The organism is Lentilactobacillus parafarraginis DSM 18390 = JCM 14109 (assembly GCF_001435895.1).
GTDB lineage: Bacteria > Bacillota > Bacilli > Lactobacillales > Lactobacillaceae > Lentilactobacillus > Lentilactobacillus parafarraginis.
Genome location: NZ_AZFZ01000003.1, coordinates 54,560 through 81,030, shown reverse-complemented (window position 1 = coordinate 81,030; position 26,471 = coordinate 54,560). Strand labels below are relative to the sequence as shown.

Sequence of the window (26,471 nt, the reverse complement as noted above, 5' to 3'; positions counted from 1 at the left end):
AAAAAAACAGTCAATCACCGTGATGGGGTGACTGACTGTTCAGCATTTCAAACTATTTGGTTGTGTTTGTCGTTGAGACTTTCTTGGCAGTTGTTTTAGCTGTTGTCGTTGTTTTCTTGGAAGAAGTGGTCTTCTTAGTTGATTTGATCTTGTCTTTCGGGTAGTTATCAATCATGAACTTGGCAATTTCACGGCCCATCAATTGGTAAGTCTTTGCCGTTGGGTGAAGGCGCTCATCGTAAAGCCGATATTTGTGATTGGCGTCAGTGATTAACTGGGTTGAATCGTTCCGCCAGTCCAATACGGGAATGTTATATGATTTATAAACGGCCGCTTCAGCATCCCGCAGGTCATTCATCGTGAAGCCGCCCTTACCAATAACGTTGTCCGAATTGGAATCGGCGTCATATCTGGTAATTGGCAAGATGCCGTAGATAATCAAATTTTTGTTGTCAGACTTCATTTTTTTGATATTCTGTCTGAGCGTTGTCTCGATATCTGCAAGGGAGTTGGACACGTGGCCGTAATCGTTGGTTCCATATGAAATGGTGGCGACGTCGTAGTTCTTGAAGTTGTGGCTGTTGACGGTCGGCGTCATATCACCGTCGGTTTCTTCTTCACCACCATCGCATAGAAAAGCGCCGTTATACCCGGCATTTGTGACGCTGGTGTTTAAGTAGCGGCTTAACCAGGTTGGATAGCCCATATTATCCAGGGTTTCGTAACCGTCATAGCCTTTGGTGATTGAATCGCCGAGAGAGATGACCTTTTTGCCCTTAAAATAATCGCTGTTTTTCATGGCAATATCAAAATTTCCTTCCGAAATGGGTTCGAGGTTTCCCTGCCAGATCCAGCCGGCTTGTTGCCCGCTGCCGCTCTTAACGTAGTACCAAACGGAGTTCCCGCTTCCCTGAGCGGTCCGGTCGATGACAGCTTTTTTCTCAGTATACCAGGTGACCTTGGCAAAGTCTTTGGCTGAACCGGCCTGTTTGTTGAGCCCGGACGTCGTGTAGACATAGCCCTTTTCGATGTGGTAAGGCAGTTCTTCATCGACTGTCGTGCTTTTAACAAGCGTCGCTGCCGGAATGGGGTTAGCGGTCTTCGTCGTTTTCTTGGAACTTGAAGCCTTATTACTGCTTGATGTTGCGGTTGCCGTTGGGGTGGTTGATTTGGCAGCCGCTGAAGTTACCATCGTCGATGCGGACATCCCCATTAACGTCGCAATTGCGATGGTCATGTATCTTAATTTTATCATTATGGCAATCTCCTCAAAATATTGTTAACGTTTATAAGAATACCACCCCTATGTTACGAATGATTTACACGCCCGTGAAATACTGATAACTTACCAAAAAAGGGTAACCCCCTTGAAAAAGGTTGCTAAATAATTTATCATGTTACATGTATGGTACGACTATTTTAAGGTCGGGGGGAATCAACATGAATTGGAAATTCAAATATAGATGGTCAGTAATGGCGTCATCTATCATATTGGCTTTCTTTAGCTTCGGCGTTGGGGGTAATGCCAAAGCTGATTCAAGTTCGACCAATGTGCAGACGCCCGTTTCGACGCAGACGACAAGCGCCAGTTCTTCTTCCGCAAGCACCATTGATAACAGTTCTTTACATACTGGGGAAAGTAATCAATGGTCGTTGGAGAGTTCATCTCAATCGTCATCAAGTAATTCAGACAAGGCCGCCGTTCCTTCGTGGAATAGCGTTGATCCGGCAGCTGATGCCAACAGTAGTTCCGATTCAAGTAGTTCAAGCGCCAGTGGGGGAACGACGACTACTTACGGAAATGCCGATGATAATAATGTCAACTCAAGTAGCAGTTCAGCTACCGACACTGCCAGCTCCAGCACCCCATCTTCTGAGCCAATGCTTGGTTTGGGTGATAAGGGCTCTGCTGGTGCGGGGACTGATGCCGATAAGGTCGTTAAATCGATTATTAATCGGGTCGTTCCGGGCGGCGGTTTAGATAATACTAAGCCGGACGTTTCCGGTACCGCAGCTTCAAGCAGCAGTCAGTCTGATCCGGCGGGGATTGCTACGAATGCAACCGCAAATGGCCAGTCAGCTGGTAACCAGCAGTCAAGTACTGGTGTAATTGGGCAGGCCGCCAACCAGACGGCGATTGAACAGCCTAAAGCTGCGAATGCAATTGCCCATAATTCATTTGCAAATCGGGTGTCAAAGAGTGACGCCGACAGTCCAAAGAAAAATACGACTAAACTAGTCAGTTTTGATACCTATAGCAACATTTTTTACAAGCAGGCATTAAGCAAGCGGAATAATCCGGGTAAGTTTACCACGTCTAAGGGGAAGAAGGTCACCATTACGACCCCGGTTTCCAACGTGAAGTACTCTGATCATGACGTCAATGGCGTTGTCGAAACCTTGCCAGTGATTATCACCTTGTCAATCGTTGGAATTGTTGCGCTGTCGTTCATTGTTTTTGATCCGCTTCGATTCATTTTTAGATAGTTTATGAATACTAATAACGGGAATTGGCTAGTAATGGCTGATTCTCGTTTTTACTTTTCCCAAAACACAGGCGGAATCCCTTGATATCAGTGGGTTCAACAACTTTTGTTAAAAAGGAGACTTTCCCCTTGCAAACGCTTCCAGATATGGTATTATATAGTCAAGGAAGGGAAAGAAAGTTCGAAGCATCAAGGGTTTAAGACCTACTTTGAATGTTCTTCCACCAGCGAGAAATCGTTGGGAATGCAAAATATTTTCAAATGTTTGTAATTTGAAGTTGTGGATGATTACTCCAGGCATGTAGTTAGTGATTTAGTAGCAGAAGTGATTGCAGGCTCGGATGACAATATTAATTTCAGGTGATTAAGTGTTTGAAAAATTAGTTGTTAAATCATATCGAATGGATTGTAAGATCTACTATTAATACCTATTGAAATAATTGAATAGGGTTATGTACAGAGGTCGCTTGTAGTGGATCGATGAATCCGATAATAGTCAAATTGATGGGACATCAAGTTGATTTATAGCACGAATGATCCAAAGTTTTCAAGTAACTGAAGTTTCATGGTTCATTAGAATTGATCGTGCGGCAAATATATCAAAAGTTAAAATTATAAAAGACGATTCATGTTTGCGACAGTCAGATCAATTTAGAAAGTTAGTATTGAGGCGATAAGATATTAGATTTTTACAAAAGTGGGTATTAACCCGTTACATCCCTTCCAAAAAATAAGCACTCAGGTTGAAACGCATAGCAAACCTGGGGCTTATTTTTTTGGCTTCAAAAGGGCGAGGACGGCAATTGATTAACAATGTTGTCAGAGTAAAGGGTTTTTGCTATAATGAAAGCGCATTCTGTGTAGTAAAAGGTATTACCAATTTAAAATCCGTTAGCATACTTATTTACACGACTGACCATATTGGGTATTCTTAATGATAGGGCCAAGTGAGAACCTTAACTTGACGTTAAAAGAGGAGACTTTACATGAACTTTCAACGTGTCATATTAATGGATATTGCTTCATTAGGAATTGGCGAGGCCAGTGATGCCAAGGACTTTAATGCGGTCGGGGCGGATACCATTGGCCACGTTGCCGCTGAAGTCAAGGGGATTTTAAAGCTGCCAACACTTGGGCGCTTAGGGTTGGGCAACATTCGCTTTGGTCATCCAATTAATGGGTTGCCGCCAGTTGACCACCCGCTGGGATTTTACGGTAAAATCCACCTTCAGGGGATGGGAAACGATCCTGAAAGCGGCACTCGCGAGATGCTCGACTACCAGGATGGGACCCGCGTAACCAGCGTCATCGACCCGATTGTTAAGTTCAGCGATGACTACGCGCAATCCATTATGATCACCAATTACCAGAGCTACATTGCTAATCAAAATCTGGCGGACATTGTGGCCGTGAATCGCGACAACCTGGCCTTTCAAACCCTTCACCATGAGGTTAATCTACCGGTTAAGGGGTTTATTTACATTGCCCTTCAAAATCTGCGCCAGGACGCTGAAAATGGGGATCGGGAAGCGTATTTGGAGGACCTCCGGGAAGTCGACCAGCAGATTGCCCAGACAATTAACGAGATGCACCAGACGGATCTTTTGATCGTCACAGCAAGTTTTGCCAACGATATGACGCTGGCTGTTTCACCGACCAGAGAGTACTTGCCGTTAATTGCCTACACCCCAACCAATCAGGACGGGCAATCATTGGGGATTCGGCACTCAATCGCAGACATTGGGGCCACGATTGCCGACGTCTTTTCGCTGGATTATTCCACCGAATCCGTCGGCCAGAGCTTTCTAGGGGAACTGGGATAAAATCCGGTTCGCAATTATTCTTGGGTTCAATCTTTAAAAACCAAATGCTGTGAATAAGGGGGACCGTTATTTTTTTAACCGTTTTTGTCATTATTGCTGTCGATTTATAACTGCACCACCGTTTAAAACTACAGAAAAGAGGATTTCCGTATATGCAGTTAACATATTTATTAGTCAACATCCTTGGGGTGGTCGTGTACCTGGGGATTGCGCTGCTATTTTCCAAGGACAGAAAAAATATCAACTGGCGTTCAGTTGGGGTTGTTCTGGTAATTAATTTGGTGCTGGCCTGGGTATTAACCAGCTTTAGCTGGGGCCGGGATGCTGTTAAAGCAGCCGCTGATGGGTTCAACTGGCTGGTTCAGGTTGCCTACCAGGGAATTAATTTTGCTCTGCCTAACTGGGTCACACCACAATTTGGCGGAACTGCGAAGTCGATGAACTTCGTCACCAGTGCGCTGCTGCCAATCCTGATGATCGTGCCGTTGTTTGACACGTTAACCTATATTGGGGTTTTGCCCTGGATCATCAAATGGGTTGGTCGCGGGCTGTCATTTATCACCGGCGCGCCCAAGTTTGAATCGTTCTTTGCCGTTGAAATGATGTTTCTTGGCAATACTGAAGCCCTTGCCGTTTCATCACTTCAATTAAAGCAAATGAACGCCAAGCGAAACTTAACGTTGGCTTTGATGTCCATGTCATGTGTCACCGCTTCAATTATCGGTGCTTATACGCAAATGGTTCCCGGGCAATACGTTCTAACGGCGGTTCCCCTGAACGTTTTAAACGCGCTGATTATTACGAGTATTCTAAACCCGGTTACCGTTACGCCTGAAGAAGACACGATCGCTAAAATGGGTGGCAGCAGTACCGCCGCCGAAGAAGCCGTTGCCGTTGAAGAGGGGGAAGTCTCCGCTGAAGGTAAGAGAGAACCGTACTTCTCATTTCTGGGTGATTCAATTCTCGGTGCTGGCCGGCTGATTTTAATCATTGCCGCCAACGTTATCGCATTCGTTGCTTTGGCTGCTTTGATTGACAAAATTTTGGCATTATTCAATCCATGGTTATCCCTTGAGCACATTCTCGGAATTATCATGTTCCCATTTGCATGGTTGATGGGGTTGGATGTCAGCCACGCGTTCCAATTTGCGCAATTCATGGGAATGAAGCTGGTTACCAATGAATTCGTTGTTATGGGTAAGATTGCCGGGACGATCCACAATCTCAGTATTTTCCCAGCGCACTATCAGGCCCAGTTGACGGTCTTCATCACGTCATTTGCGAACTTCTCAACGACCGGGATGATTATCGGGGCCTTCAAGGGCTTAGTTGATAAGAAAAAGAATGATTTGATCAGTAAAAACGTTGGCATCATGCTGCTTTCCGGGATCCTGGTATCGTTAATGTCCGCCGGAATTGTTGGCCTGTTTGTCTGGTAATAATCGACTGATTTGAAAGCTAGGTTATTTTTTGGATAAGAGACAAAGAGCGGAAGCCGTAGCCAATAAGCTACGGCTTCGTGAGGCTTTTCGCGATAAGGATTTAATCAAACGGGAACTGATTGCGGGAATTACCGGATTCTTCGCGATTTCCTATATTATCATCGTCAACCCGTTAATTTTAAAAGACGCGGGGATTCCGACCAGCTTGAGCGTATTCGCCACCATCATTGCATCGCTTATTGGCTGTTTACTGATGGGCTTTTGGGCAAACGCCCCGGTTATTCTCACCCCAGGAATGGGGGTCAACGCCTTCTTCACTTACACGGTGGTCGTCGCAATGGGATTGTCGTGGCAGGAAGCCCTGGCCATCTCAATGGTGGCCAGCGCGATCTACGTGGTGATTGCCTTTACCAAGCTTAGCCAGATTCTAGCTGCCGGCATTCCGGAAACGTTAAAGGCCGGTATCACCGCGGGGATTGGGCTGTTTCTGGTTGAAATTGGGTTAGAAAAGGCTCAGCTGATTCAGGCCGGGAAAAGTTCAATTTTGGCCCTGGGCGATCTGACCCAGCCGGCAACGCTATTGGCCCTGTTTGGGTTGTTGCTGACGCTGTTTCTGTTCATGCGCAACGTGACCGGCGGCTTCTTTATCGGTATTTTGGTCACTTCGGTGATTGGAATTCTGTTTGGGATCAAGGATCAGGCTTCGCCATCAGTTGGGATTGGGGATATCACCAAGTACCAGCAGATTCTGGCAAAGGGAAACTTTGACCATATTCTCAGTGTGTCGTTTATTCTCGCCGTTTTTTCCATGACCATGATCTTAGTGTTTGAATCAATGGGCCTGTTGGAAGGCATTATGCCGAATCCCAACAAGTTCAAAAAGGCGTTTCAGGCGAGTGCCATCACCAGCTTTCTCTCCGGACTGTTAGGAACCAGTCCCACGGTTGCTGCCGCGGAAAGTGCGTCAGCAATTGAAAGCGGTGGGCGAACCGGAATCACCGCTATTGTGGCGGGATTGATGTTCGGCGTTTCGCTATTCTTTATTCCACTGATATCATTCGTTCCCCAGGCAGCGATTGCCCCCGTGATCATCATTACCGGGGCGTTGATGATGAATCAGTTAAGTAAAATTAATATGTATGACTTTTCGGATTGGTTTCCCGCATTTTTAATTGTTGTTTTGATTCCGTTTACCACCAGTATTTCGACTGGCTTGGCATTCGGATTTGTGGCGTATCCCATTCTGAAAATTGCGGCGGGAAGGGCGCGAGAGTTGACGACGGCAACCTATGTGTTAGGCGGGTTGTTTTTGGGCGACTTGGTCCTTTCGGCGTTACTTTAGACTTTGAAAACATAAAGGAGAATCAACATGACGATTAAAATTGTGATGGATACTGATCCGGGAATTGATGATGCCGCGGCGTTAACGATGGCCCTCAACGACCCGCAGATTGATTTGAAGTTAATTACCAGCGTCGCCGGTAACGTCACCGTTGACAAGACGACTAAAAACGCATTAAAGATTGTTCGCTTTTTTAATAAGGACGTCCCGGTTGCTGCGGGTGCCCAGCAGCCACTCATTAAGGAATTTGAGGATGCCGCCCGCATTCATGGTGAATCCGGGATGCCGGGTTATGACTTTCCTGAAGATTTGGGCAAACCACTGACTAAAACCGCGGTTGAAGCGCTTCGAGACACTATTTTGGCCAGTGATGAGAAAATCACGCTGGTGCCGACCGGGTCGTACACCAACATTGCGCTATTGTTCAGTGAATACCCAGAAGTCAAAGATCACATTGACCGAATCGTTGCCATGGGCGGGTCCCTTGGCATGGGCAACATGACCAGTGCCGCGGAGTTCAACGTTTTCACGGATCCCGATGCGGCTAAGGTGATGTATCAATCCGGGCTGCCGATTACCATGGTCGGCTTGGATATCACCATGAAGGCGTTACTGACGCCGGAATCCCTTCAAAAACTGCCGACGATCAACGAAACCGGTAGGATGCTGCACGACATTATCATTCACGATGGTGATAACAGTGCTCAGGGGATTGCGATGCATGATGTGAACACCATTTTCTATCTGCTGCATCCCGAAGCAATTACGACCCGCCCAATGTGGATTGACGTGATTACCGATGGGCCGGCAATTGGTGAAACGGTTGGCGATATTCGGGGCGCTTACCATAACGGCAAGACCAACGCGGATGTCTGTGTCGATATTGATGCGGCGGCCTTCAATAAGTGGTTCCTGGATGAGGTTGCCTCAATTTTGCAGCCCTAGCCCTTCAAATTACCGGTTGTGGAAACGACCGCGGGTTGAGACAACGTGTCGATTGTCTCAACCTTTTTTGGCTTGTTGGCATACGACAATATCAAACCGGGCGACCCAGATCAGCTTCCTTGCCGGGCTCTGGAAACCAACCGCATTCCATTCTCTTTTAAATGACAACTGACCGGTGGCCATGAGTCCCTTGTTTACAATTCATCACTAACCTCTTATGATAAGACACAGACAAACCAGAGAGGCCAATTTGATAAGGTTAGGTGAGGCAGTTGAACGAGTTAGATCAGGATTTAATTGAATCTCTCTTTATTAAGTACGCAAAAGTTAATACCAGATCAGATCCTAAGAGTCCAACCGTTCCGACCACCCCGGGGCAGGTGGAACTTGGGCGAACGATTGTTGACGACCTGAAGAAGATGGGCGTTGAGGCGACTTACGATTTAGACAGTGGGTATGCGCTTGGTGAACTTGCCAGTAATTCCGACAAAGAATTAGCGCCGATGGGCTTCATTGCCCATTTGGATACGGCTGACTACAATGCCGATAATGTCCAGCCGCAAATTCACGCCAACTATGACGGCGCTGACATTGTGTTGAACCGGAAGAAGAATCTGGTGCTGAGTCCCACTCAGTTTCCCAATTTAAAAAAGGCGATTGGCCAGCGTTTGATCACGACCGATGGCAACACACTGTTGGGTGCCGATGATAAAGCCGGCATCGCGGCAATCATGGGTGCACTCAAGTTCTTTGTGACCCATCCGGACGTCGAACACAGTCCGATTGAGGTGGCATTTGGCCCGGACGAGGAGATTGGCCGCGGGGCTAAACGGTTTCCCGCAAAGGCGTTTGGCGCGAAATTTGCTTATACGATGGATAACGGTCAGCCGGGCCAAATTGAACCGGAAACCTTTAACGCGTCCCAAGCCGAAATCGATATTACCGGGACTGCCGTTCACCCCGGCGATGCGTATGGCTTGATGGTCAACGCGGTCGGCGTGGCGAGTGAAATTGTTGCCGCGTTACCAAAAAACGAGGTGCCCGAAAAGAGTCGGGGGCACCAGGGATTCTTTCTTGTGACGGATTTTAACGGCGACATTTCCAAGGCGCACCTCACGATCATCATTCGGGACTTTGATCGTTCCCGGTTCCACGTGAAGGAGCGCTTACTTGAAAATACGGTTGCCAGACTCAATAAGCAGTTCGATTCACCGCGGATTGCCATGAAGATCGATGAACAGTACCAAAATATTGGCGACGTGATCCAGCAGCATCCATACGTCATGAATTTGGTGCTGGACACCTATAAGCGATTAAATATGGTCCCCAAGGTAGTTCCGTTTCGCGGCGGTACCGATGGCAATATGATCACGGCAATGGGCATTCCGACCCCCAATTTGTTTAATGGCGGGGATAATTTTCACGGCCCTTACGAATACATTACGACTGAGGCGATGGTTAACGTCGCTTCAGTGGTGGTTGAAATTATTAAGGAACACGTGCGCCAATTTGGGCACGAAGATGTGACCCCGGTGTCTTTTTCACCGGAATGATCGATAAGTGATTCTTGAGATAAATGATGATCCATGAGAGGCCGGGACAAAACCAAAAATTTTGCTCCGGCCTCTCATGGATCATCCACTTATACGGCCGGAAGCTAACCGCTTTGTATCCCACGCTCTTTTTTGCTCGAATCGGCCGTTAATAAATATTATAATGAAGCAGTGGCTTTGTGACGGTTTGATTTCAACCCTTGTCATATCAACGATTTTAGGGTAAAGTAGAATAAGACGTGAAACAGAAATGTTTCACACATCAGGAGACGTTATTTAATGACTATTGAACAATTTATCGAGGCCCTTTCTGAACACAACATTCAAGTAACCGATGCGCAAATCGACCAATTTGAGGCCTATTTTGCGCTGTTAGTGGCCATAAATGAACACGTTAATTTAACGACGATTACCGAAAAATCGGAAGTTTATTTGAAACATTTTTATGATTCGATCACGCCAGCCTTCTTTGTTTCACAGATTCGCGAGCAACCGCTAACACTCTGTGATGTTGGTGCTGGCGCTGGTTTTCCGTCAATCCCACTGAAGATTCTGTTTCCGCAGTTGAAGGTCACAATTGTGGACTCGTTGAATAAGCGCATTAATTTCTTGAAGGAATTGGTTGCCAAACTGCAGCTATCAGACGTGACATTGGTGCACGCCCGAGCTGAAGAATTTGGCGCTAAGCGATCAGCAAGTCGCGAAGCCTTTGACGTTGTCACTGCCCGCGCGGTGGCCAGGTTAGCGGTTTTGAGTGAACTTTGTTTGCCGCTCGTCAAAGTTGGCGGGATCATGATCGCGTTGAAGGCGGTTAAGGCTGAAGATGAATTGAACGACGCTCAGGCCGCAATCAAGACCCTTGGCGGTCAAGTGAGTGCCGATGATGCCTTTTCACTGCCAATTTTAAATGAAACCCGGCACATTATTGTGATTAATAAAGTAACAGCAACCCCGAAGAAGTACCCTCGAAAGCCGGGAACACCCAATCGAGAACCACTGGGGAAGACGCATTAAGAAGGAGGGATGACGATGTCATACGTGATTGCGCTTGCAAACCAGAAGGGCGGCGTTGGTAAAACGACGACCTCTGTTAATCTGGGGGCAGGAATGGCGTCACTGGGCCAGAAGATTCTGTTGGTTGATGCCGATGCTCAGGGAAATGCAACCAGCGGCGTGGGGATTTCGAAGGCCGATATAAAAAAGGATATCTATGATGTTTTGGTCAACGAGGAACCCATGGCAGAAGCCATTCAGCCCACTGCGCATGAGGGCTTGGATATTGTTCCGGCAACCATTCAGCTGTCCGGAGCCGAAATCGAACTGACCCCGCAGATGGCCCGGGAGACCCGGCTTAAGGCTGCCCTGGATAAGGTAAAAGATCAGTACGACTATGTGCTGATCGATTGTCCGCCATCACTCGGCTTGATTACCATCAATGCCTTCACTGCCAGTGATTCGATTTTGATTCCCGTGCAAAGTGAGTATTACGCGCTGGAAGGGTTAAGTCAGCTGCTGAACACGATACAACTCGTCCGCAAGCACTTTAATCCGGATCTCAAAATTGAAGGCGTCCTGTTGACCATGTTTGATGCCCGGACAAATCTGGGTGTTCAGGTCAATCAGGAAGTCCGTAAGTACTTTAAGGATGAAGTGTATGACACGGTCATCCCCCGAAACGTTCGGTTATCGGAGGCCCCCAGCTATGGGCTGCCGATCATGGATTATGATCCAAAGTCCAAGGGGGCTGATAAGTATATGAAACTGGCGAAGGAGGTGCTGGCAAACCATGGCGAATAAAAAGAAACCAACCGGTCTTGGAAAGGGGATTGAAGCCCTTTTTCAGGACAATACTGTCGATACGAGCAAAGAAGACGTCGTTGATATTAAGGTTAGTGAAATCAAGCCCAATCCTTACCAGCCCCGTCACCGGTTTGATCAAAAAGCGCTGGAAGACTTGGCACTCTCAATTAAAAACTCCGGCGTTTTCCAGCCAATTATTGTCCGGCAGCCCGATCCAGCGGTGAATTCTTATGAATTGCTGACTGGCGAACGCCGCTTGCGCGCTTCCAAAATTGCCCAGCAGAAGATGATCCCGGCGATTATTCGGGATGTCAACGAAGAGCAAATGATGGAAATCGCCGTGTTGGAAAACTTGCAGCGTGAGGATTTGACGACGCTTGAAGAGGCTGAGGCATACAATATGCTGATGACCCGTCTGGATCTAACTCAGGCCCAGGTGGCAAGTCGACTGGGTAAAAGTCGGCCATACATTGCCAACTATCTCCGGATTCTGGGACTGCCGTCCGAGGTCAAGGAGATGCTTGAGGATAATAAGTTATCCATGGGCCAAGCCAGAACCCTGCTTTCGGTTAACAACAAGCAGGAACTCATCAAGCTCGCCAAAAAGTCGGTTGCCGAATCGATGACCGTGCGCCAGTTGGAACAGGCCGCCGCGAAGATTAACGGCAAGAACGGCGCCAAGAAAAAACGCGTCCAGCGAAAGTCGCCGTTTGTCAGAGCTTCAGAGGGCCAGCTACAGGAGAAATTCGGCACGCCGGTTTCGATTACCAACCCGTCACGGAAGAAGGGCAAGGGCAAGATTGAGATTGCCTACGCTTCAACTGAGGACTTGAACCGAATCTTAGAAATGTTGGATGTTAATTTAGATTAGGGATAGTTGGCAGATGACCTGCCGGTTTTCATTCGGGGTTGCCCGATGAGGAAGGATGGTTCCTATGTATGATCTTCATGACCTTGTTGAAATGAAAAAGCCCCATCCATGTGGCACCAACCGCTGGGAGATTATTCGGATGGGTGCTGATATTAAAATTCAGTGTACCGGCTGTGGACATATTGTGATGATGCCCCGGCGTGAATTTGATCATAAGTTAAAAAAGATTCTCCAAAAATCAGAAAATACTGAAAACTAGACCAGAAAGAAGAGTTGTTTTGTTATGTCACTAACTGCAGGAATTGTTGGGTTGCCCAACGTTGGTAAATCAACATTATTTAATGCGATTACCAAAGCCGGTGCGGAGATGGCCAATTACCCGTTCGCAACAATCGATCCCAACGTTGGGATGGTTGAAGTGCCTGATAAGCGTTTGGACCGGATCCAGGAGTTGATTCCAGCCAAAAAAGTTGTGCCAACCACCTTTGAATTTACTGATATTGCCGGGATTGTTAAGGGCGCTAGCAAAGGTGAAGGCCTTGGCAACAAATTCTTGGAAAATATCCGTCAGGTTGACGCGATTGTGCACGTGGTCCGGGCCTTTGATGATGACAACATCACCACGGTTTCCGGCAAGGTGGACCCCCTAGACGATATTGAAACCATTAACTTGGAACTCGGGATTGCCGATCTGGACGCCGTCAACAAACGCCTGGGCAAGGTTCAACGCGCTGCCAAGGGTAACGATAAGGAAGCCAAGGCTGAATTGGCCGTCCTTGAAAAGATTAAGCCGGTGCTTGAAAACGGCGGGTCTGCCCGGTCCATTGACTTTGACGAAGATGAGCAAAAGATTGTGAAGGGGCTCTTTCTGCTGACCAGCAAACCGGTTCTCTACGTTGCCAACATTGCCGAAGATGATATGGCCGACCCTGAACATTCCAAGTACTTTCCGCAAATTCAGGAGTATGCTGCTAAGGAAGGCGCTGAAGCGATTGGCGTTGCGGCTGAACCTGAAGAGGAAATTGCGGAACTTGATGACGCTGAAAAGGCTGAATTTCTTGAAGCTGAAGGGGTCAGCGAGCCTGGCTTAAACCGGCTTATCCGGGCCTCTTACAAGCTATTGGGGCTCGAAACCTTCTTCACTGCGGGCGGTAAGGAAACCCGTGCCTGGACGTTTAAGAAGGGAACAAAGGCCCCTCAAGCGGCCGGAATCATTCACTCTGACTTTGAGCGGGGATTCATTCGCGCTGAAGTCATGGCCTTTGACGACCTTGATAAGCTCAAGACACCAGCCGCCGTTAAGGATGCCGGTAAATTACGGCTTGAAGGTAAGGACTATGTCATGCAGGATGGCGACATCGTTGAATTTAGGTTCAACGTTTAATTAACTGATAACAATTCAATAAAACAATTAGGAAGTGATGCCAGTGAGTAGTAACGACGAAACAAAGCAAAATCAGACTGCCCGCCAGCGGAATGCCAATGTTCATCAGGACCGTGACCGAACAACCAAGATTGTTCACTCGCAGTTTGACAACATCGGCTTAACCAAGCGGAATGCTGAGTATATGTTTAAGTTTCACCAGGAAATTGCCAAGACAAAATTGACCCCGCAACAGCAAGCTGACCGTGAGCATGAGATGGTTTCTGAGCTGCTGGCCGGCCAAAAAACTGGGAAAACGGCCCGTAATATGTGGGGGACAGTGGATCAGAAGGTTCAATCCATCTTGAATCCACCGAAGCCAAAACCGGATGCCCGTCGGGATTATTGGCCCAATGCGGCCTATAATGCCCTGCTGTTCTTTGTGATCTTTACGTTCTTATACGGGATTACCTTCTTCTTTACGAAGACTGGAACCCGGGGAATGATGGGGATCACTGGGATTATCTTGAGCGCAGCGGTTGCTGGTCTCGGGATTCCACTGATGACCATGTTGATTCAACCGGGCGTTAAGCACAAATACCCCCTTTGGATTCGAATTATCATGATGATTGGATTCTTCATCGTGTGGATGGCAATCTTCTTCTTCGCAGGGATGATTCCTGCCGTTATTAATCCAATTCTTAATCCGTATGTTTACATTGGCTTGGGAGTTATTGGCGTTGTGGCGGCGTATTTCGTCAAGCGCAATTTCCAGATTACCGGTGGTTTATTCTAATTAAGCAAATGATGACCGCCGATTACGAACGATTGTTTCGTAGTCGGCGGTTATTTTTTAAACCCGATTATGCAAAACCCGAACATTAACGGGTGGCAAAACCCGAACAATTTGGTTTATTCGTAATAAATCCTTCTTTTCCCTTTTATTTTGTCGAAAGTTCGGGTATAATAAATACAATTTTTAACCTATCGATGTCAGTTAATTCGGATATGAGATGAGAACCGGATTAGAAATGATTGAGAGACGTTGATTTTAACGCACTGGCGTGATAAGTTAGTAGGCAAACAATTTTTAGGAGGAGCGAGATAGATGGTTAGTTGGGATAAAAAGTTCGGAAAAAAGGGTTATACATTTGATGACGTGCTATTGGTACCCGCAGCAAGTGATGTATTGCCGAACGATGTGGATTTATCGGTTCAATTAGCAGATAACTTGAAGTTAAATGTTCCTTTTCTGAGTGCTGGAATGGATACGGTCACCGAATCCAAGATGGCAATTGCGCTGGCAAAGCTCGGTGGTTTAGGGGTTATTCATAAGAACCTCAGCATTGAAGCTCAGGCGGCTGAAGTTGCGAAAGTGAAGGCCGTTAAAAAGACCGCTGACACGCCGAAAGCCGCTGTTGATGAAAACGATGCGTTGATCGTTGCCGCAGCGGTTGGGGTTTCCTCCGACACGTTTGATCGGGCAACCGCCCTGCTAGACGCCGGTGCTGACGCCATTGTGATTGATACGGCACACGGCCACTCTGCCGGCGTTCTTAGAAAAGTTGCTCAGATCCGTGACCACTATCCCAACACCACGCTGATCGCTGGTAACGTTGCGACTGGCGCTGGCACAGAAGCATTGTTCCAAGCCGGTGTCGATGTTGTGAAAGTTGGTATCGGCCCCGGTTCGATTTGTACCACCCGAGTTGTTGCCGGCGTTGGCGTTCCTCAATTGACCGCCGTTTACGACGCTGCGGAAGTTGCTCACAAGTGGGGCAAGCCAATCATTGCTGATGGCGGGATCCAGTATTCAGGTGACATTGTCAAGGCTTTGGCCGCTGGCGGCACCGCCGTTATGCTCGGTAGCATGCTTGCCGGCACTGCCGAAGCCCCTGGCGACGTCTTTGAACAGAATGGTAAGAAGTATAAGTCATACCGTGGAATGGGAAGCGTTGCGGCAATGAGTCAGCAACACGGCTCATCAGATCGTTACTTCCAAGGCGGCGTTAACGAAGCCAATAAATTGGTTCCTGAAGGCATCGAAGGCGAGCTCGAATACAAGGGCAGCATCAATGACATCGTGTTCCAGATGGTTGGCGGCCTGCGTTCCGGAATGGGTTACACCGGTTCAGCAACCGTGAAGGACCTGAGTGAGAACGCCCAGTTTGTTGAAATTTCAAATGCCGGCCTCCGTGAATCACATCCTCACGATATCATCATTACAAAAGAAGCCCCTAATTACCAAGTTGAAAGTTAGGTCTTTAAAACCAAATAATTATTGTTAACGCGTTGCTCGGGATCACCGGGTGAACCGTTACAATCGCCTTAATCACACGAGTCTGGGAATGCTTTCCCGGGCTTTTTAATTTTTTCAAAAAAACAAGAACGCCTCCAATTGTCACCTGATATTTAAATTGTATTTCCAAAGGGAAGATGATATCGTGATGATATCATTTAGTGATCGGTTTCTGCTAGCGCTGATTTGAAAGGGTGGTGAGCTAATGGCGGAGAAGCGATTCCTGTTGCGATTGGACCATGAGCTCTACGAAAAGATCGCTGCTGATGCTGCTGAGAAGAATCGGAGTGTCAATGCCTACATTGTCGGGATTTTAACGGATGCAGAAAGTGATTCGAACTTTGAACACCGCCAATTTATTGGTCAGGTTATCCCGGGAAAGGATATTTATATCGATAGCGGGCTGGTCTCGGTGGCGGGGATCTATTACCGTTACCTCATCGATGACAATACCAAGGTGGATAAGCGGGCACAATACACGGTGATTGAAGCAAATGGCAACATCCTAACGTTACGAAAAATTAAGGAGTGATGATATATGCTCGGAATTAAAATTGTCCCTCAAAATAATCAGGGACTCGTTGAAACATTTGGCAAGTACCGACGGAGCGTGACTTCAGGATTTCATTTCTACATTCCGTTTATTCAAAAAATCCGCAATGTTAGTTTGGCAATGGAACCTAAGGCCCTGCCGAACTACTCGATTATTACCAAGGATAATGCCGACGTTTCGGCGAGTTTAACGCTGAACTATCACGTCACCGATGCGGTGAAATATCAGTACGAAAACACGGATTCGGTGGAATCCATGGCCCAGTTGGTTCGGGGCCATCTGCGGGATATCATTGGTCGAATGGATTTAAATGAAGCTCTGGGATCAACCGCTAAGATTAACCAGGAACTGGCAATCGCGATTGGCGACCTGACCAACACCTACGGGATTAACGTTGATCGGATTAATATCGACGTTTTGACCCCCTCAACCGCCATTCAGGAAGCCATGGACAAGCAACTAACCGCCGATCGGGAGCGGGTTGCCGCCATTGCTAAAGCCGAGGGGGAGGCCAAATCAATTGAGTTGACGACCAAGGCCAAAAATGACGCCCTTAAAGCAACTGCCAAGGCGGAAGCTGAAGCGACCAGAACCCGGGCCGATGCCGAGCGGTACCGAATCGATACGGTTCAGGCGGGATTGTCCTCAGCGGATGATAAATATTTTCAAAACCAGTCGATCAACGCCTTTACCGATCTGGCGAAGTCGCCGGCGAACCTGGTGGTGGTACCGGCAGACAAAACTGGCGAACTTGGTCAGTTACCCGTGGTTGGCAAACTTTTGAAGAAGGGGACTGATTAAAGAAAGCTGAAAACCCAAAAAAGGTTTCAGCCCGCGTGAAAATGGGTTGAAACTTTTTTTAATGGCATCAATCATTTGAACCCGAATGGTGGGGCCTGATAACCGGTGTTCCACGAAGTCTGACGGCACTCAGCGTCCCATTACTGACTGGCGCTTGGGTTGCATAAAGATTTTGAACGCCGGCAACGTCTGCCGGTTGAATACTGACAAAGCGGTTGGCCGCGTACATGACGCTATCCTTGTTGGGACTGTGGGATAACCCCATTGCGTGTCCCAGCTCATGCTCAGCGACGTTCACTTCCTGGGAAGGCCGATAGCCAAAGGTTGCCATGACCGTTGGATTTAGGGTTGATGTGACTTGATTGATCAAGTCCTGATTGTTAACGTGAATAACGGTAAATCCCGTATAACTGGCACCAATTGATGGGTTGGATTGCGCGGTGATTTGGGCATCTGATTGTTTTGACAGCACGAAGGAAAACGCCCCGGTCCGATTCCAGGCGCGAATTGCGTCGCGCCAGACAGTCTGATAATTTCGGGAGTTATTGGTGATATTAACGGTTGCCGTGGGCGTTTCGAAACGGGCCGTCCCGTGAGGCGTCATCGGTGCAGCCAAAGCCGTGAGCGACAATAATGTGAATAACGCTGTTAAAACGGCTAAATAAATTGAAAAAATAAGGGCTTTTTTAATCATTGGAACCACTTCCTGAATAAGCTGGGAGCAGTGCCAATTATAGTGTTGGTAAGTGGATGAGGCGAATTAAGCGATCCCGTTTGTAAGGGGTTTCTTAATTTCACTTTCATTTTATGATGGGCTGGCTTAAATAGCAACGAAATGCACAGAAAATGAAGAATTTTAGTAAAGTGACAGTTTAGTGTTTTCTGCTGGTTGAAAATAGCTTATGATTAAGGATATAAAGGTTAACGTTTTAACGCCGTTAATCAACCATTTTGGAAGGAGGCGTTTGGGTGGACGCAAATGCAATCTTAGAGCAACCGTATATCAATATTACGAACATTATCTGGAGCTTTGATCAGGTTACCAGCAAAGTGAACATCTTACTGGTGAAGCGCAATACCGATCCGTATAACGGATACTGGGCACTTCCGGAAACGTTTATGCGCGCCGATGAAAGTGCTGATGAGGCCGCTTTACGACTCGTAAAGGAAAAGATCGGAATGGCCTTGTCAGATAGCCATACTGAGCAGCTGGCGACGTTTACGAACCGCTTACGGACGCCGAAGGATCGAACGCTGTCACTTGCCTACATGACTTTTTTACCCGATAAACCAACCCTGACGCCTGGATACGGGGCCTCGGATGCCCGCTGGTTTAGCATGGGCTATGATCAGGAGAGCTACTGGTTTTCAGATGGCGACCTGACATTTTCAACCGCCCTTAGCAAAACCGAATCGGCGTACTACGAAAAACTCGCGGCAGTCGGTGCCAGCAAGGCCCATCTTGCCTATGATCACGAGTGGATTTTGAAGGTTGCCTGTGACCGAATTAAAAATAAACTTGATTATCAGCCAAACATTTTACTGGTTTTGGGACCTGAATTTACTCTGAAGGATGCCCGGCTGGTGTATTCGCCATTTCTGAAAACGCCGGTTCAAGGCATTGATAACTCGAATTTCAAGAAGAGCCACAGTAAACTTTTTAAGGATGTTGGGACCAGTTCGGCAAAACGTCCGGGTCGCCCTGCCAGATTGTACCGGTTAGTGGATCCTTTGGGTTGAAATTTTCGTCAAGGCGCGTTAACGTAGAATAAAAGTTGAGGCGACTTTTATTTATAATTGGATAAAAGTGATTAGTACTTTTATTTAAATGAAATTGAGAGGGCATTTATCATGGATAATTTATCGATGTTAACCGATTTGTATGAATTTTCAATGGCCAATGGCTACCGCCAAACGATTACTGACGAACAGGGTGTGTTTGATATTTTCTTCCGGAAAGTTCCGGATAATGGCAGCTTTGTGATTTGCGCGGGTCTCCAGCAGGTGGTTGAATCATTAAAGGATTTTCACTTCACAAAAGCCGACGTGGCTTATTTGCGAAGCTTGAAGTTATTTAAAGAAAACTTTTTGGATTACTTGGCTCACTTTCAGTTTGACTGTAAGGTCACGGCGATTCCGGAAGGGACCCCGGTTTTTGCCAGGGAGCCGCTTTTGACCATTCAGGGGCCGCTGCTGCAGACCCAGTTATTTGAAACGTTGTTACTGAACATCATGAATCACCAGTCACTTATTGCCACGAAGGCTCGCCGGATTACGTTTGCGGCCGGTGACAAGCCAATTATGGAATTTGGGGCTCGGCGGGCTCAGGGCCCCAGCAGCGCGACGTTTGGTGCCCGGGCCGCCGTCATTGGCGGTTGCGCCAGCACGTCCAACGTGTTAGCTGCTCAAAAATTCGGTATTCCAGCTGCCGGCACCATGGCCCACGCTTGGATCGAAGCCTTTCCTGATGAGCTGACGGCCTTTCGGAAATGGGCTGAAGTATACCCCGACAACGCGTCCCTGCTGGTCGATACTTACGACGTGTTGAAGTCAGGGGTTCCGAATGCTATTAAGGTGTTCACTGAGTTAAAAGAAGCCGGTCATAAGCCGGTGGGGATTCGAATTGATTCTGGTGACATTTCTCAGCTGGCAAAAGGGGCCCGCAAGCTATTAGACGCCGCCGGTTTCCAAGACGCGAAGATTACCGCTTCGAATGCGTTGGATGAACACGTCATTCAGTCGCTGTTAAATGAGGGCGCCCCGTTGGATAACTTTGGGGTTGGTGAAAAATTGATTACCAGCTCAACGTCACCCGTTCTCAGTGGGGTTTATAAGCTGGCTGCGATCATTCAACATGGGGATGTGATTCCCAAGATCAAGGTTAGTGCAAGTCGCGAAAAGCTGACTTTACCTGGCCTGAAGCAGGTTTATCGGTTGTACCGCGCCAACACCCACGAAGCGTTTGCCGACATCATTGCCCTCAGCGATGAGGTGCTGGATCACCCAATGGACGTTGTCAAGGCTAACCCGATTGCCACCGAACGCCACCAGTCCATTGATCAGTATGATGCCAAACCCTTACAGGAAGCCGTCATGGACGGGACCACCGTTCAGGCCGACCTGCCCGGAGTTTTCGACATTCAAAAGTACAGTAAGCAAATGCTCCAAGAAATTCCGGCAGCCACCCAGCGGCTGGTCAATCCGGACGAATACCCGGTTTATATGACGCCGCGGTTAGCTCAGCTTCAAGAGGAGCTGGTTGCCGAAGAAAAGGAATCTGTGCGATAATTAGGCGTTGTTAAAACCAAGAAATTGTCATTAGGAGTTTGGAATGATTAAATCAATTAACCATGATCCCGCGACACTAAGCCAAAAAGCGGTGCCTGCCACCCCGCAGGATCGACAAACGGTGATCGATTTACTGGATACACTGAAGGCCAACTCGCAGGTGTGCGTTGGCATGGCCGCTAACATGATCGGGGTTAACAAACGGATCATCGTCGTTTCGATGGGCATGCTGCCGGTGGCCCTGATTAACCCGGAAATTGTTTCGAAACGGGAACCGTATTCAACCCGCGAAGGATGTTTGTCATTGAGCGGTGAGCGGCAAACGACCCGGTACAAACAAATTACGGTCCGCTATCAGGATCAGAATTTTGAATCCCATGAACAGCCGTTTTCCGACTGGATCGCGCAAATCATTCAGCACGAGGTTGATCATTGTGAAGGGATCTTGATCTAACGAGTTTTAAAATAAAAGTGTGGGATTCAAAACAAGGATGAGCTTATCGAGCTGACACTTGTCTTGAATCCCACGCTTTTTTGAATTGGTTTTACAAATCGAAATAGTGCCGCCCCAGAATATCCAAATCCCGGTGCTGACCATCGAGAACGGCGACGTTTGGTAAGTGACCCCAAACCTCAAAGTGGTTTTTCTTAAATAATCCCAGGCTGGGGTTGTTATGGTGAAAAATAAAGCAGACGATGTTTTCGATTCCCAGCTGTCGAAGCTGAGTTGCAACGAAGGCCAATGCTTGCTGGCCCAAGCCATGATGACGAAACTCCTGACTAATGTAGATGCTTAATTCGGCGGTCCGCTGGTAGGCTGGGCGCCCATAAAAGTTTTCCAAACTAACCCAGCCGGCAATTTGGCTGTTGAGCATCATTTTCCAAATCGGCCGTTTGTGAGGATCAAAGGCGGCAAACCACGCTTCTCTTGAGGAGACGGTCACCGGTTCGAGATCGGCGGTTACCAGTCGGCTGGCGATGGTTTGGTTATAGATGGCAACGATCCGCGGTAAATCCGCATGATCGGCGTATGTAAAGGTGGGTGTCACGTTATCAACTCCGTCTAATATTGTATTTAATAGATAATAGTATCGATTTAAGACGACAATGTCCATAAGTGATTGCCGGAAACACCGCGGAGCAGGGCTGACAACGGTGGTTTCCAAAGTTTCGCTTAAGTTCTATTTCGGGTCAGTTGTCGTTTTAACGAAATAGTGTAGAATCAATGGTGAACCACCGAATTTTATAATTATTTACAAACTCTTAATAATGATGAGGTTGATGAATTTATGAAAATTTTAGTTGTTGATGACGATAAGGAAATTGCTCAGTTACTTGAAATCTATATTCGAAATGAAGGTTACGAACCAGTGTCGGCCTATAGTGGCGACGAGGCCCTGACCAAACTGCGGACCGAAACCGACATTGGGCTGATGATTCTGGATATCATGATGCCCGGGATGAGCGGCATTGAAGTGATCAAGGAAGTTCGTAAGGATTCCCAGATTCCAATCATTATTTTGTCGGCAAAGACCGAGGATATGGATAAAATTCAGGGGCTCATCAGCGGCGCCGACGATTACGTCACCAAGCCATTCAATCCCTTGGAAGTCATGGCCCGGGTCAAGTCACTGCTGCGCCGGACTGAGGAGCATGTGACCGATGATACGCCAGATGTGTTGGATATCGGGCCGCTCACCATCAATAAGGATTCCCACGAAGTTAAAACAATTACTGGAACGCCGATCCAGTTGACGGCCCTTGAATTTGGGATTCTCTACCTGTTGGCCAGTCACCCCAATCGGGTCTTTTCAGCAGATGAAATTTTTGAACGGGTTTGGCGCCAGGAGAGCATTGTCTCGGCAAAGACGGTCATGGTTCACGTGAGCCACTTGCGGGATAAAATTGAAGAAGCCACGAACGGTGAAAAGGTCATTCAGACCGTTTGGGGCGTGGGGTATAAGATTGAATCCCACTAAGATACGAACAAAGAACAGGATGGTTGAAGTTTGAAATTAACCGGTCGTGAAAAAACTGAACTCTTTTTGGAAGGCATTGTGACGGTGGTGCTGCTGCTGATGCTGAACCTATCGATCATCATTTTGATTAACGAGTCGATCCTGACAAACCCTGGCTTGCGGGACGGGATCTTCATCATTAAGAAATCGATTGTCATTGGCCCCGACCACTACCACCTGTGGAGCTGGGAAAATATTTTCATCGCGCTGATGCTGATATTTGATGCCGCGGTGGTTTATTGGCGCTTGATTCGCCGATACCACCAGATGCAGCTGCGCCACATCATCAGTGAACTTCACTACATTGCTAATGGTCACTTGGATCATCGAATCGGCTTCAAGTTCAAGGGGAACACCCAGTCGGTGGTTGAAAGTATCAACGCCCTGGTAGAAAGTGTTATTAAATCAATGGATGAGGAACGGGCAATCGAGAATTCCAAAGATGAATTGATTACCAATGTCAGTCACGATTTGCGAACGCCGCTGACGTCGATTTTGGGCTACCTCGGCCTGATTCAGGATAAGCAGTATAAGAGTGAGGCTGATCTGCTGAAATACACCGAAATCGCGTATCTGAAGGCCAAGCAGATGAAGTCACTGGTGGACAACCTGTTTGAATACACCAAGGTCAAGCAAACCGGAACGTCGCTCTCCATCAATCGGATTGATTTGAGCCAAATGATGGAGCAGCTGGTTGCCAGCTTTGAATTGGAAGCCAAGAAGAGCGGCCTGCAAATTTCGGCTCAGGGAACTGACAAGCCGATGCACATTGAAGCCGATGCCGAAAAGTTGGGGCGCGTGTTTAACAACTTGATTTCCAACGCGATTAAATACGGCAAGGGCGGCCACCACATTTATCTTGCCTGCAAGACGGGCCGCCCTGGCGAAGCGGTGATTCACGTTTCAAATGACGGTCCCAAGATCCCAAAGAAGTCGCTTAATCAGATTTTTGAGCGCTTTTATCGGGTTGAGGAGTCGAGAAATAAGGACACTGGCGGCTCAGGGCTTGGCTTGGCAATCGCTCAGAGTATTATTGACTTGCACGGCGGCTACATTGCCGTGACGTCGGATGATAAGCTCACCACGTTTGCCATTCACCTCCCATTCAAGTACGGCGATAAGTTATCCCGGCCCAAGCAGGATCAGGAACCTCAAATTGCTAGATAGAAAGGTGTCACAATTAATGAAATTTAAGTTCAAGCTGTTCCTACTCATGGTGGGGCTTTTTGTGTTGCCCATCAGCCTTTCGAGCAGTGCTTACGCGGCAACGGTGGCAACCAGTCAACCCGCAATTTACGCCAAAGCCGCAATTATGGTCGATGCTGATACCGGCCAGATTCTTTACGAAAAGAATGTTCATCAACCGATGGCCATCGCCTCGATTTCAAAACTGATGACCGTGTACATCGTGCATCAGCAAATTCAATCTGGAAAGCTTCACTGGGATGATCGGGTCAAAATCTCGCCGGCCGTGGCTAAATTGAGCACCGCTTCCGGGCTGACCAACGTGCCGTTGAAGGCTGGTCATTCGTATTCGATACGCGCCTTAGTCAACGCCGCACTGGTCGTTTCGGCCAACGCCGCGGCGATTGCCTTGGGGCAGAAAGTGGCAGCAAGTCCCCAGCGCTTCGCCAACAAAATGACGGCGACCGCGAAACATTTGGGGATTAAGGACGCCAAATTTTACAACGCCGCTGGCCTGACCAATAAATTAACCGGGTCATTGGCGCTAAAACACGTGGCCGCAAACGCTGAAAATTTATTATCTGCCAAGGATGTGGCGCTGCTTGCCAGTCGCCTTGAATCATCGTTTCCAGCGGTAACAAAAGTAACGTCCCGTTCCCAGATGACCTTTGCTGGGAAAACCTATCCGGGGCACAACCAACTGTTGGGGACCAATTTAGGAATTAAGGGCGCCCGGGTAACCGGCCTAAAAACCGGCACTTCCGATGAAGCCGGCGCGTGCTTTGCCGGTTCGGCAACGTATCGCGGCCACCGGGTGGTGACCGTTATTTTGGGGGCCAGAAATAATAGTGCCACTGACCCAGCCAGATTTATTCAAACAAAGAAACTGCTGACAACGGTTCTAAGCAAGCAGACCCCCATCAAAATTGCCAAGCAGAGTCGGATTGCCGGGGCAAGTGAGGGACGCGTTCCTGATGGCAAACAGCAGACGACCCGTTTGGTTAATCAAAAGACTACCTGGGTATGGGTCCCCAAGGGGGTGACCCGCCAGCAAATTAAGGGCAAGTACGTCAAGCAGCCCAAAAAGATTACGGCTCCGGAAAAGAAGGGCAAGCAGGTCGCCACTGCCAATCTGGTTTACGATCATCACTTCATGAAATACCTGAATACATTTTCCAAAACCGTGAATTTAGTGACAAGTAAATCGATTCAAAAAGCGAATCCCTTTGTATTAATATGGAGAGCGCTTACACGACTTTTTTGATGATCAATTCATCGAAAAGTGTTTATTAATTGACTCATTTCTCATATAATTGAATTTGAATTGTGTTTACATTATTTTTACACAAATCATCATTTTCAGGTTAATTTCGGGATTACGTTTATTTAGATGGAGGAGTCCTTTTGGGTAAATACGCAGCAAGGTCGGATGAAGACGTCCCTTATTGGAAACGGATATTGGATGCTTCTTTACCGGTTGACCTAAGTTACATACCAATTGGTTTGGCGTGCGGGATTTTATTGAATGCTTCCGGGTTTAACGTTTGGACCACTTTGATGGTGTCCGTCATGGTGTTTTCCGGCGGGGCCCAATTTTTGATTGCGTCACTCTTGGCGACGAACGCACCGATGCTGTCGGTTTTGTTAATGATGTTTTTCTTGGAATTGCGGTACGCCCTGTTAGGGTCAAGCCTTTCCAAATATCTGCATCATCAATCGCTCGGATTCACGATGTTATTCGCTGCTTCCATGAATGACGAAAACTATGCACTGAACTATTTAAAATTTTCCACTGATAAAAAATTTACACCGAAAGAAGCGCTCCATGTTGAGCACACGACATTGATCTTCTGGACGATTAGTAATTTGATTGGCAGCTTAATCGGCAGTGCCATCAACATTGATTTAACCATTGTTCACTTTGCATTAACCGCCCTGTTCCTGTACATGATTGTCATGCAGCTGAAAAATGGGCTGATCATTCTGATCTGTATTCTCTCGGGATTTCTGGCCGCCTTTTTCATGGTACTGACCAAATCAACGCTGGGATTGGTTATTTCCACCCTGTGTGCTTCGTTCATCGGCTTCGCGATTGAAGCCGCGATCCGCAAGCATCATCCTAAGAGCGGGTGGTTAAGAACAATGAAGAACCCTGCAGGAACGCCTGAAGAAGACGTCGATGACGAGTAGCTAGGAGTAGAGCTTTATGGAATGGACAACGACACAACATGTTTGGCTGGTTTTAGGGTGCTTCTGCGTGGCTTTTGCGCCACGACTGATTCCCCTAATGTTTTTCCGTACGCGTAAAATTCCGGACTGGTTCAATGAATGGATGCGCTACGTGCCGATTTCACTGTTTACCGCACTGGTTGTCAAGGATATTTTTATTACCCCGGGCTACACGGTCACCCTGAGTCAAATCCCGGATATGATCGCGGCCATTATCGTCATTGGGGTTGCTTACTGGACGCGGTCAATGGCAATCTCCGTGATTCTGGGGCTGCTGGCGGTATTTCTACTGGCGATGTTTTTGTGAAGGCCGTTTAGATACCTGTCCAATCGACAAGCCAGGAGCAACACTTATTCATAAAAAAAGCAATCCCGGTCACTGTGTTGCTAAGGCCGTGACTGTTACATAAACATACTGGCACTGGTGGGCTTTTTGAATGCCGGCTGCCAGGAAGAAACGTTGAGCGGCCGGG

The 26,471-nt window shown here is 47.6% G+C and carries 26 protein-coding genes; 23 read left to right on the top strand and 3 right to left on the bottom strand.

The window, feature by feature from the left end:
* Window positions 1–52 precede the first annotated feature (52 nt).
* Window positions 53–1,255, bottom strand: a complete 1,203-nt coding sequence (locus FD47_RS01485; RefSeq protein ID WP_054732348.1) for an SGNH/GDSL hydrolase family protein — start codon at window positions 1,253–1,255, stop codon at window positions 53–55.
* A gap of 218 nt (window positions 1,256–1,473) precedes the next feature.
* On the opposite strand from FD47_RS01485, the gene FD47_RS01480 reads away from it, so the two are divergent.
* From FD47_RS01480 to FD47_RS01410, 15 genes are all read left to right on the top strand, one after another.
* The gene (locus FD47_RS01480) at window positions 1,474–2,487 is read left to right on the top strand and encodes a hypothetical protein (RefSeq protein WP_235806040.1); all 1,014 of its coding nucleotides are present in this window, start codon (window positions 1,474–1,476) and stop codon (window positions 2,485–2,487) included.
* Between the two features lie 985 nt (window positions 2,488–3,472).
* Window positions 3,473–4,309 (top strand): alkaline phosphatase family protein, encoded by an 837-nt coding sequence (locus FD47_RS01475; protein WP_054732351.1) that lies wholly within the window; start codon window positions 3,473–3,475, stop codon window positions 4,307–4,309.
* A 152-nt stretch (window positions 4,310–4,461) separates the two neighbouring features.
* Window positions 4,462–5,748: a NupC/NupG family nucleoside CNT transporter gene (locus tag FD47_RS01470; RefSeq protein WP_008210951.1), complete on the top strand. Its 1,287-nt coding sequence runs from the start codon at window positions 4,462–4,464 to the stop codon at window positions 5,746–5,748.
* A gap of 31 nt (window positions 5,749–5,779) precedes the next feature.
* The gene (locus FD47_RS01465) at window positions 5,780–7,093 is read left to right on the top strand and encodes an NCS2 family permease (RefSeq protein WP_054732354.1); all 1,314 of its coding nucleotides are present in this window, start codon (window positions 5,780–5,782) and stop codon (window positions 7,091–7,093) included.
* Window positions 7,094–7,120: 27 nt separating this feature from the next.
* Entirely contained in the window at window positions 7,121–8,038 is a 918-nt protein-coding gene (rihC, locus tag FD47_RS01460; protein ID WP_054732357.1) for a ribonucleoside hydrolase RihC, read from the top strand.
* 263 nt (window positions 8,039–8,301) lie between these two features.
* A complete protein-coding gene (gene pepT / locus FD47_RS01455) occupies window positions 8,302–9,591 on the top strand; it encodes a peptidase T (protein WP_056979956.1) in 1,290 nt (429 codons plus the stop codon).
* A 279-nt stretch (window positions 9,592–9,870) separates the two neighbouring features.
* Window positions 9,871–10,605: a 16S rRNA (guanine(527)-N(7))-methyltransferase RsmG gene (gene rsmG / locus FD47_RS01450; RefSeq protein WP_054732360.1), complete on the top strand. Its 735-nt coding sequence runs from the start codon at window positions 9,871–9,873 to the stop codon at window positions 10,603–10,605.
* 15 nt (window positions 10,606–10,620) lie between these two features.
* Window positions 10,621–11,388 (top strand): ParA family protein, encoded by a 768-nt coding sequence (locus FD47_RS01445; RefSeq protein ID WP_056979955.1) that lies wholly within the window; start codon window positions 10,621–10,623, stop codon window positions 11,386–11,388.
* The gene (locus FD47_RS01440) at window positions 11,378–12,262 is read left to right on the top strand and encodes a ParB/RepB/Spo0J family partition protein (RefSeq protein WP_056979954.1); all 885 of its coding nucleotides are present in this window, start codon (window positions 11,378–11,380) and stop codon (window positions 12,260–12,262) included. The genes FD47_RS01445 and FD47_RS01440 overlap by 11 nt, the downstream gene beginning before the upstream one ends.
* 64 nt (window positions 12,263–12,326) lie before the next feature.
* Entirely contained in the window at window positions 12,327–12,521 is a 195-nt protein-coding gene (locus tag FD47_RS01435) for a DUF951 domain-containing protein (protein WP_040537533.1), read from the top strand.
* A gap of 24 nt (window positions 12,522–12,545) precedes the next feature.
* Window positions 12,546–13,646: a redox-regulated ATPase YchF gene (gene ychF / locus FD47_RS01430; protein ID WP_008210963.1), complete on the top strand. Its 1,101-nt coding sequence runs from the start codon at window positions 12,546–12,548 to the stop codon at window positions 13,644–13,646.
* Between the two features lie 37 nt (window positions 13,647–13,683).
* The gene (locus tag FD47_RS01425) at window positions 13,684–14,421 is read left to right on the top strand and encodes a DUF1129 domain-containing protein (protein WP_054732362.1); all 738 of its coding nucleotides are present in this window, start codon (window positions 13,684–13,686) and stop codon (window positions 14,419–14,421) included.
* A 312-nt stretch (window positions 14,422–14,733) separates the two neighbouring features.
* A complete protein-coding gene (gene guaB / locus FD47_RS01420) occupies window positions 14,734–15,885 on the top strand; it encodes an IMP dehydrogenase (RefSeq protein WP_008210966.1) in 1,152 nt (383 codons plus the stop codon).
* A gap of 244 nt (window positions 15,886–16,129) precedes the next feature.
* The gene (locus FD47_RS01415; RefSeq protein WP_008210968.1) at window positions 16,130–16,456 is read left to right on the top strand and encodes a type II toxin-antitoxin system antitoxin; all 327 of its coding nucleotides are present in this window, start codon (window positions 16,130–16,132) and stop codon (window positions 16,454–16,456) included.
* 6 nt (window positions 16,457–16,462) lie between these two features.
* On the top strand, window positions 16,463–17,278 hold the full coding sequence (locus tag FD47_RS01410) for an SPFH domain-containing protein (protein WP_008210970.1): 816 nt from the start codon (window positions 16,463–16,465) through the stop codon (window positions 17,276–17,278).
* A gap of 67 nt (window positions 17,279–17,345) precedes the next feature.
* Here FD47_RS01410 and FD47_RS14945 read toward each other — a convergent pair whose 3' ends face one another.
* Window positions 17,346–17,972 carry a matrixin family metalloprotease gene (locus FD47_RS14945; RefSeq protein WP_082620136.1) on the bottom strand — a complete coding sequence of 209 codons (627 nt, stop codon included), beginning with the start codon at window positions 17,970–17,972 and terminating at the stop codon, window positions 17,346–17,348.
* 275 nt (window positions 17,973–18,247) lie between these two features.
* Between FD47_RS14945 and FD47_RS01395 the strand changes: the two genes are divergently transcribed.
* The 3 genes from FD47_RS01395 (at window position 18,248) to FD47_RS01385 (ending at window position 21,020) form a co-directional block, all read left to right on the top strand.
* The gene (locus tag FD47_RS01395) at window positions 18,248–19,018 is read left to right on the top strand and encodes an NUDIX hydrolase (protein ID WP_138466996.1); all 771 of its coding nucleotides are present in this window, start codon (window positions 18,248–18,250) and stop codon (window positions 19,016–19,018) included.
* 111 nt (window positions 19,019–19,129) lie between these two features.
* Window positions 19,130–20,566, top strand: coding sequence for a nicotinate phosphoribosyltransferase (locus FD47_RS01390; RefSeq protein WP_056979953.1), 1,437 nt, complete (start codon window positions 19,130–19,132; stop codon window positions 20,564–20,566).
* A 43-nt stretch (window positions 20,567–20,609) separates the two neighbouring features.
* Window positions 20,610–21,020 carry a peptide deformylase gene (locus FD47_RS01385; protein ID WP_054732371.1) on the top strand — a complete coding sequence of 137 codons (411 nt, stop codon included), beginning with the start codon at window positions 20,610–20,612 and terminating at the stop codon, window positions 21,018–21,020.
* 91 nt (window positions 21,021–21,111) lie between these two features.
* Here FD47_RS01385 and FD47_RS01380 read toward each other — a convergent pair whose 3' ends face one another.
* Window positions 21,112–21,615: a GNAT family N-acetyltransferase gene (locus tag FD47_RS01380; RefSeq protein ID WP_056979952.1), complete on the bottom strand. Its 504-nt coding sequence runs from the start codon at window positions 21,613–21,615 to the stop codon at window positions 21,112–21,114.
* A 240-nt stretch (window positions 21,616–21,855) separates the two neighbouring features.
* On the opposite strand from FD47_RS01380, the gene croR reads away from it, so the two are divergent.
* From croR to FD47_RS01355, 5 genes are all read left to right on the top strand, one after another.
* Entirely contained in the window at window positions 21,856–22,545 is a 690-nt protein-coding gene (gene croR, locus FD47_RS01375; protein ID WP_008210982.1) for a response regulator transcription factor CroR, read from the top strand.
* A 30-nt stretch (window positions 22,546–22,575) separates the two neighbouring features.
* The gene (locus tag FD47_RS01370) at window positions 22,576–23,751 is read left to right on the top strand and encodes a sensor histidine kinase (RefSeq protein ID WP_054732375.1); all 1,176 of its coding nucleotides are present in this window, start codon (window positions 22,576–22,578) and stop codon (window positions 23,749–23,751) included.
* A gap of 16 nt (window positions 23,752–23,767) precedes the next feature.
* Window positions 23,768–25,033 carry a D-alanyl-D-alanine carboxypeptidase family protein gene (locus FD47_RS01365; RefSeq protein ID WP_056979951.1) on the top strand — a complete coding sequence of 422 codons (1,266 nt, stop codon included), beginning with the start codon at window positions 23,768–23,770 and terminating at the stop codon, window positions 25,031–25,033.
* Between the two features lie 140 nt (window positions 25,034–25,173).
* Window positions 25,174–25,959 (top strand): AzlC family ABC transporter permease, encoded by a 786-nt coding sequence (locus tag FD47_RS01360; RefSeq protein ID WP_008210985.1) that lies wholly within the window; start codon window positions 25,174–25,176, stop codon window positions 25,957–25,959.
* Window positions 25,960–25,975: 16 nt separating this feature from the next.
* A complete protein-coding gene (locus FD47_RS01355; protein ID WP_008210987.1) occupies window positions 25,976–26,305 on the top strand; it encodes an AzlD domain-containing protein in 330 nt (109 codons plus the stop codon).
* Window positions 26,306–26,471 lie beyond the last annotated feature (166 nt).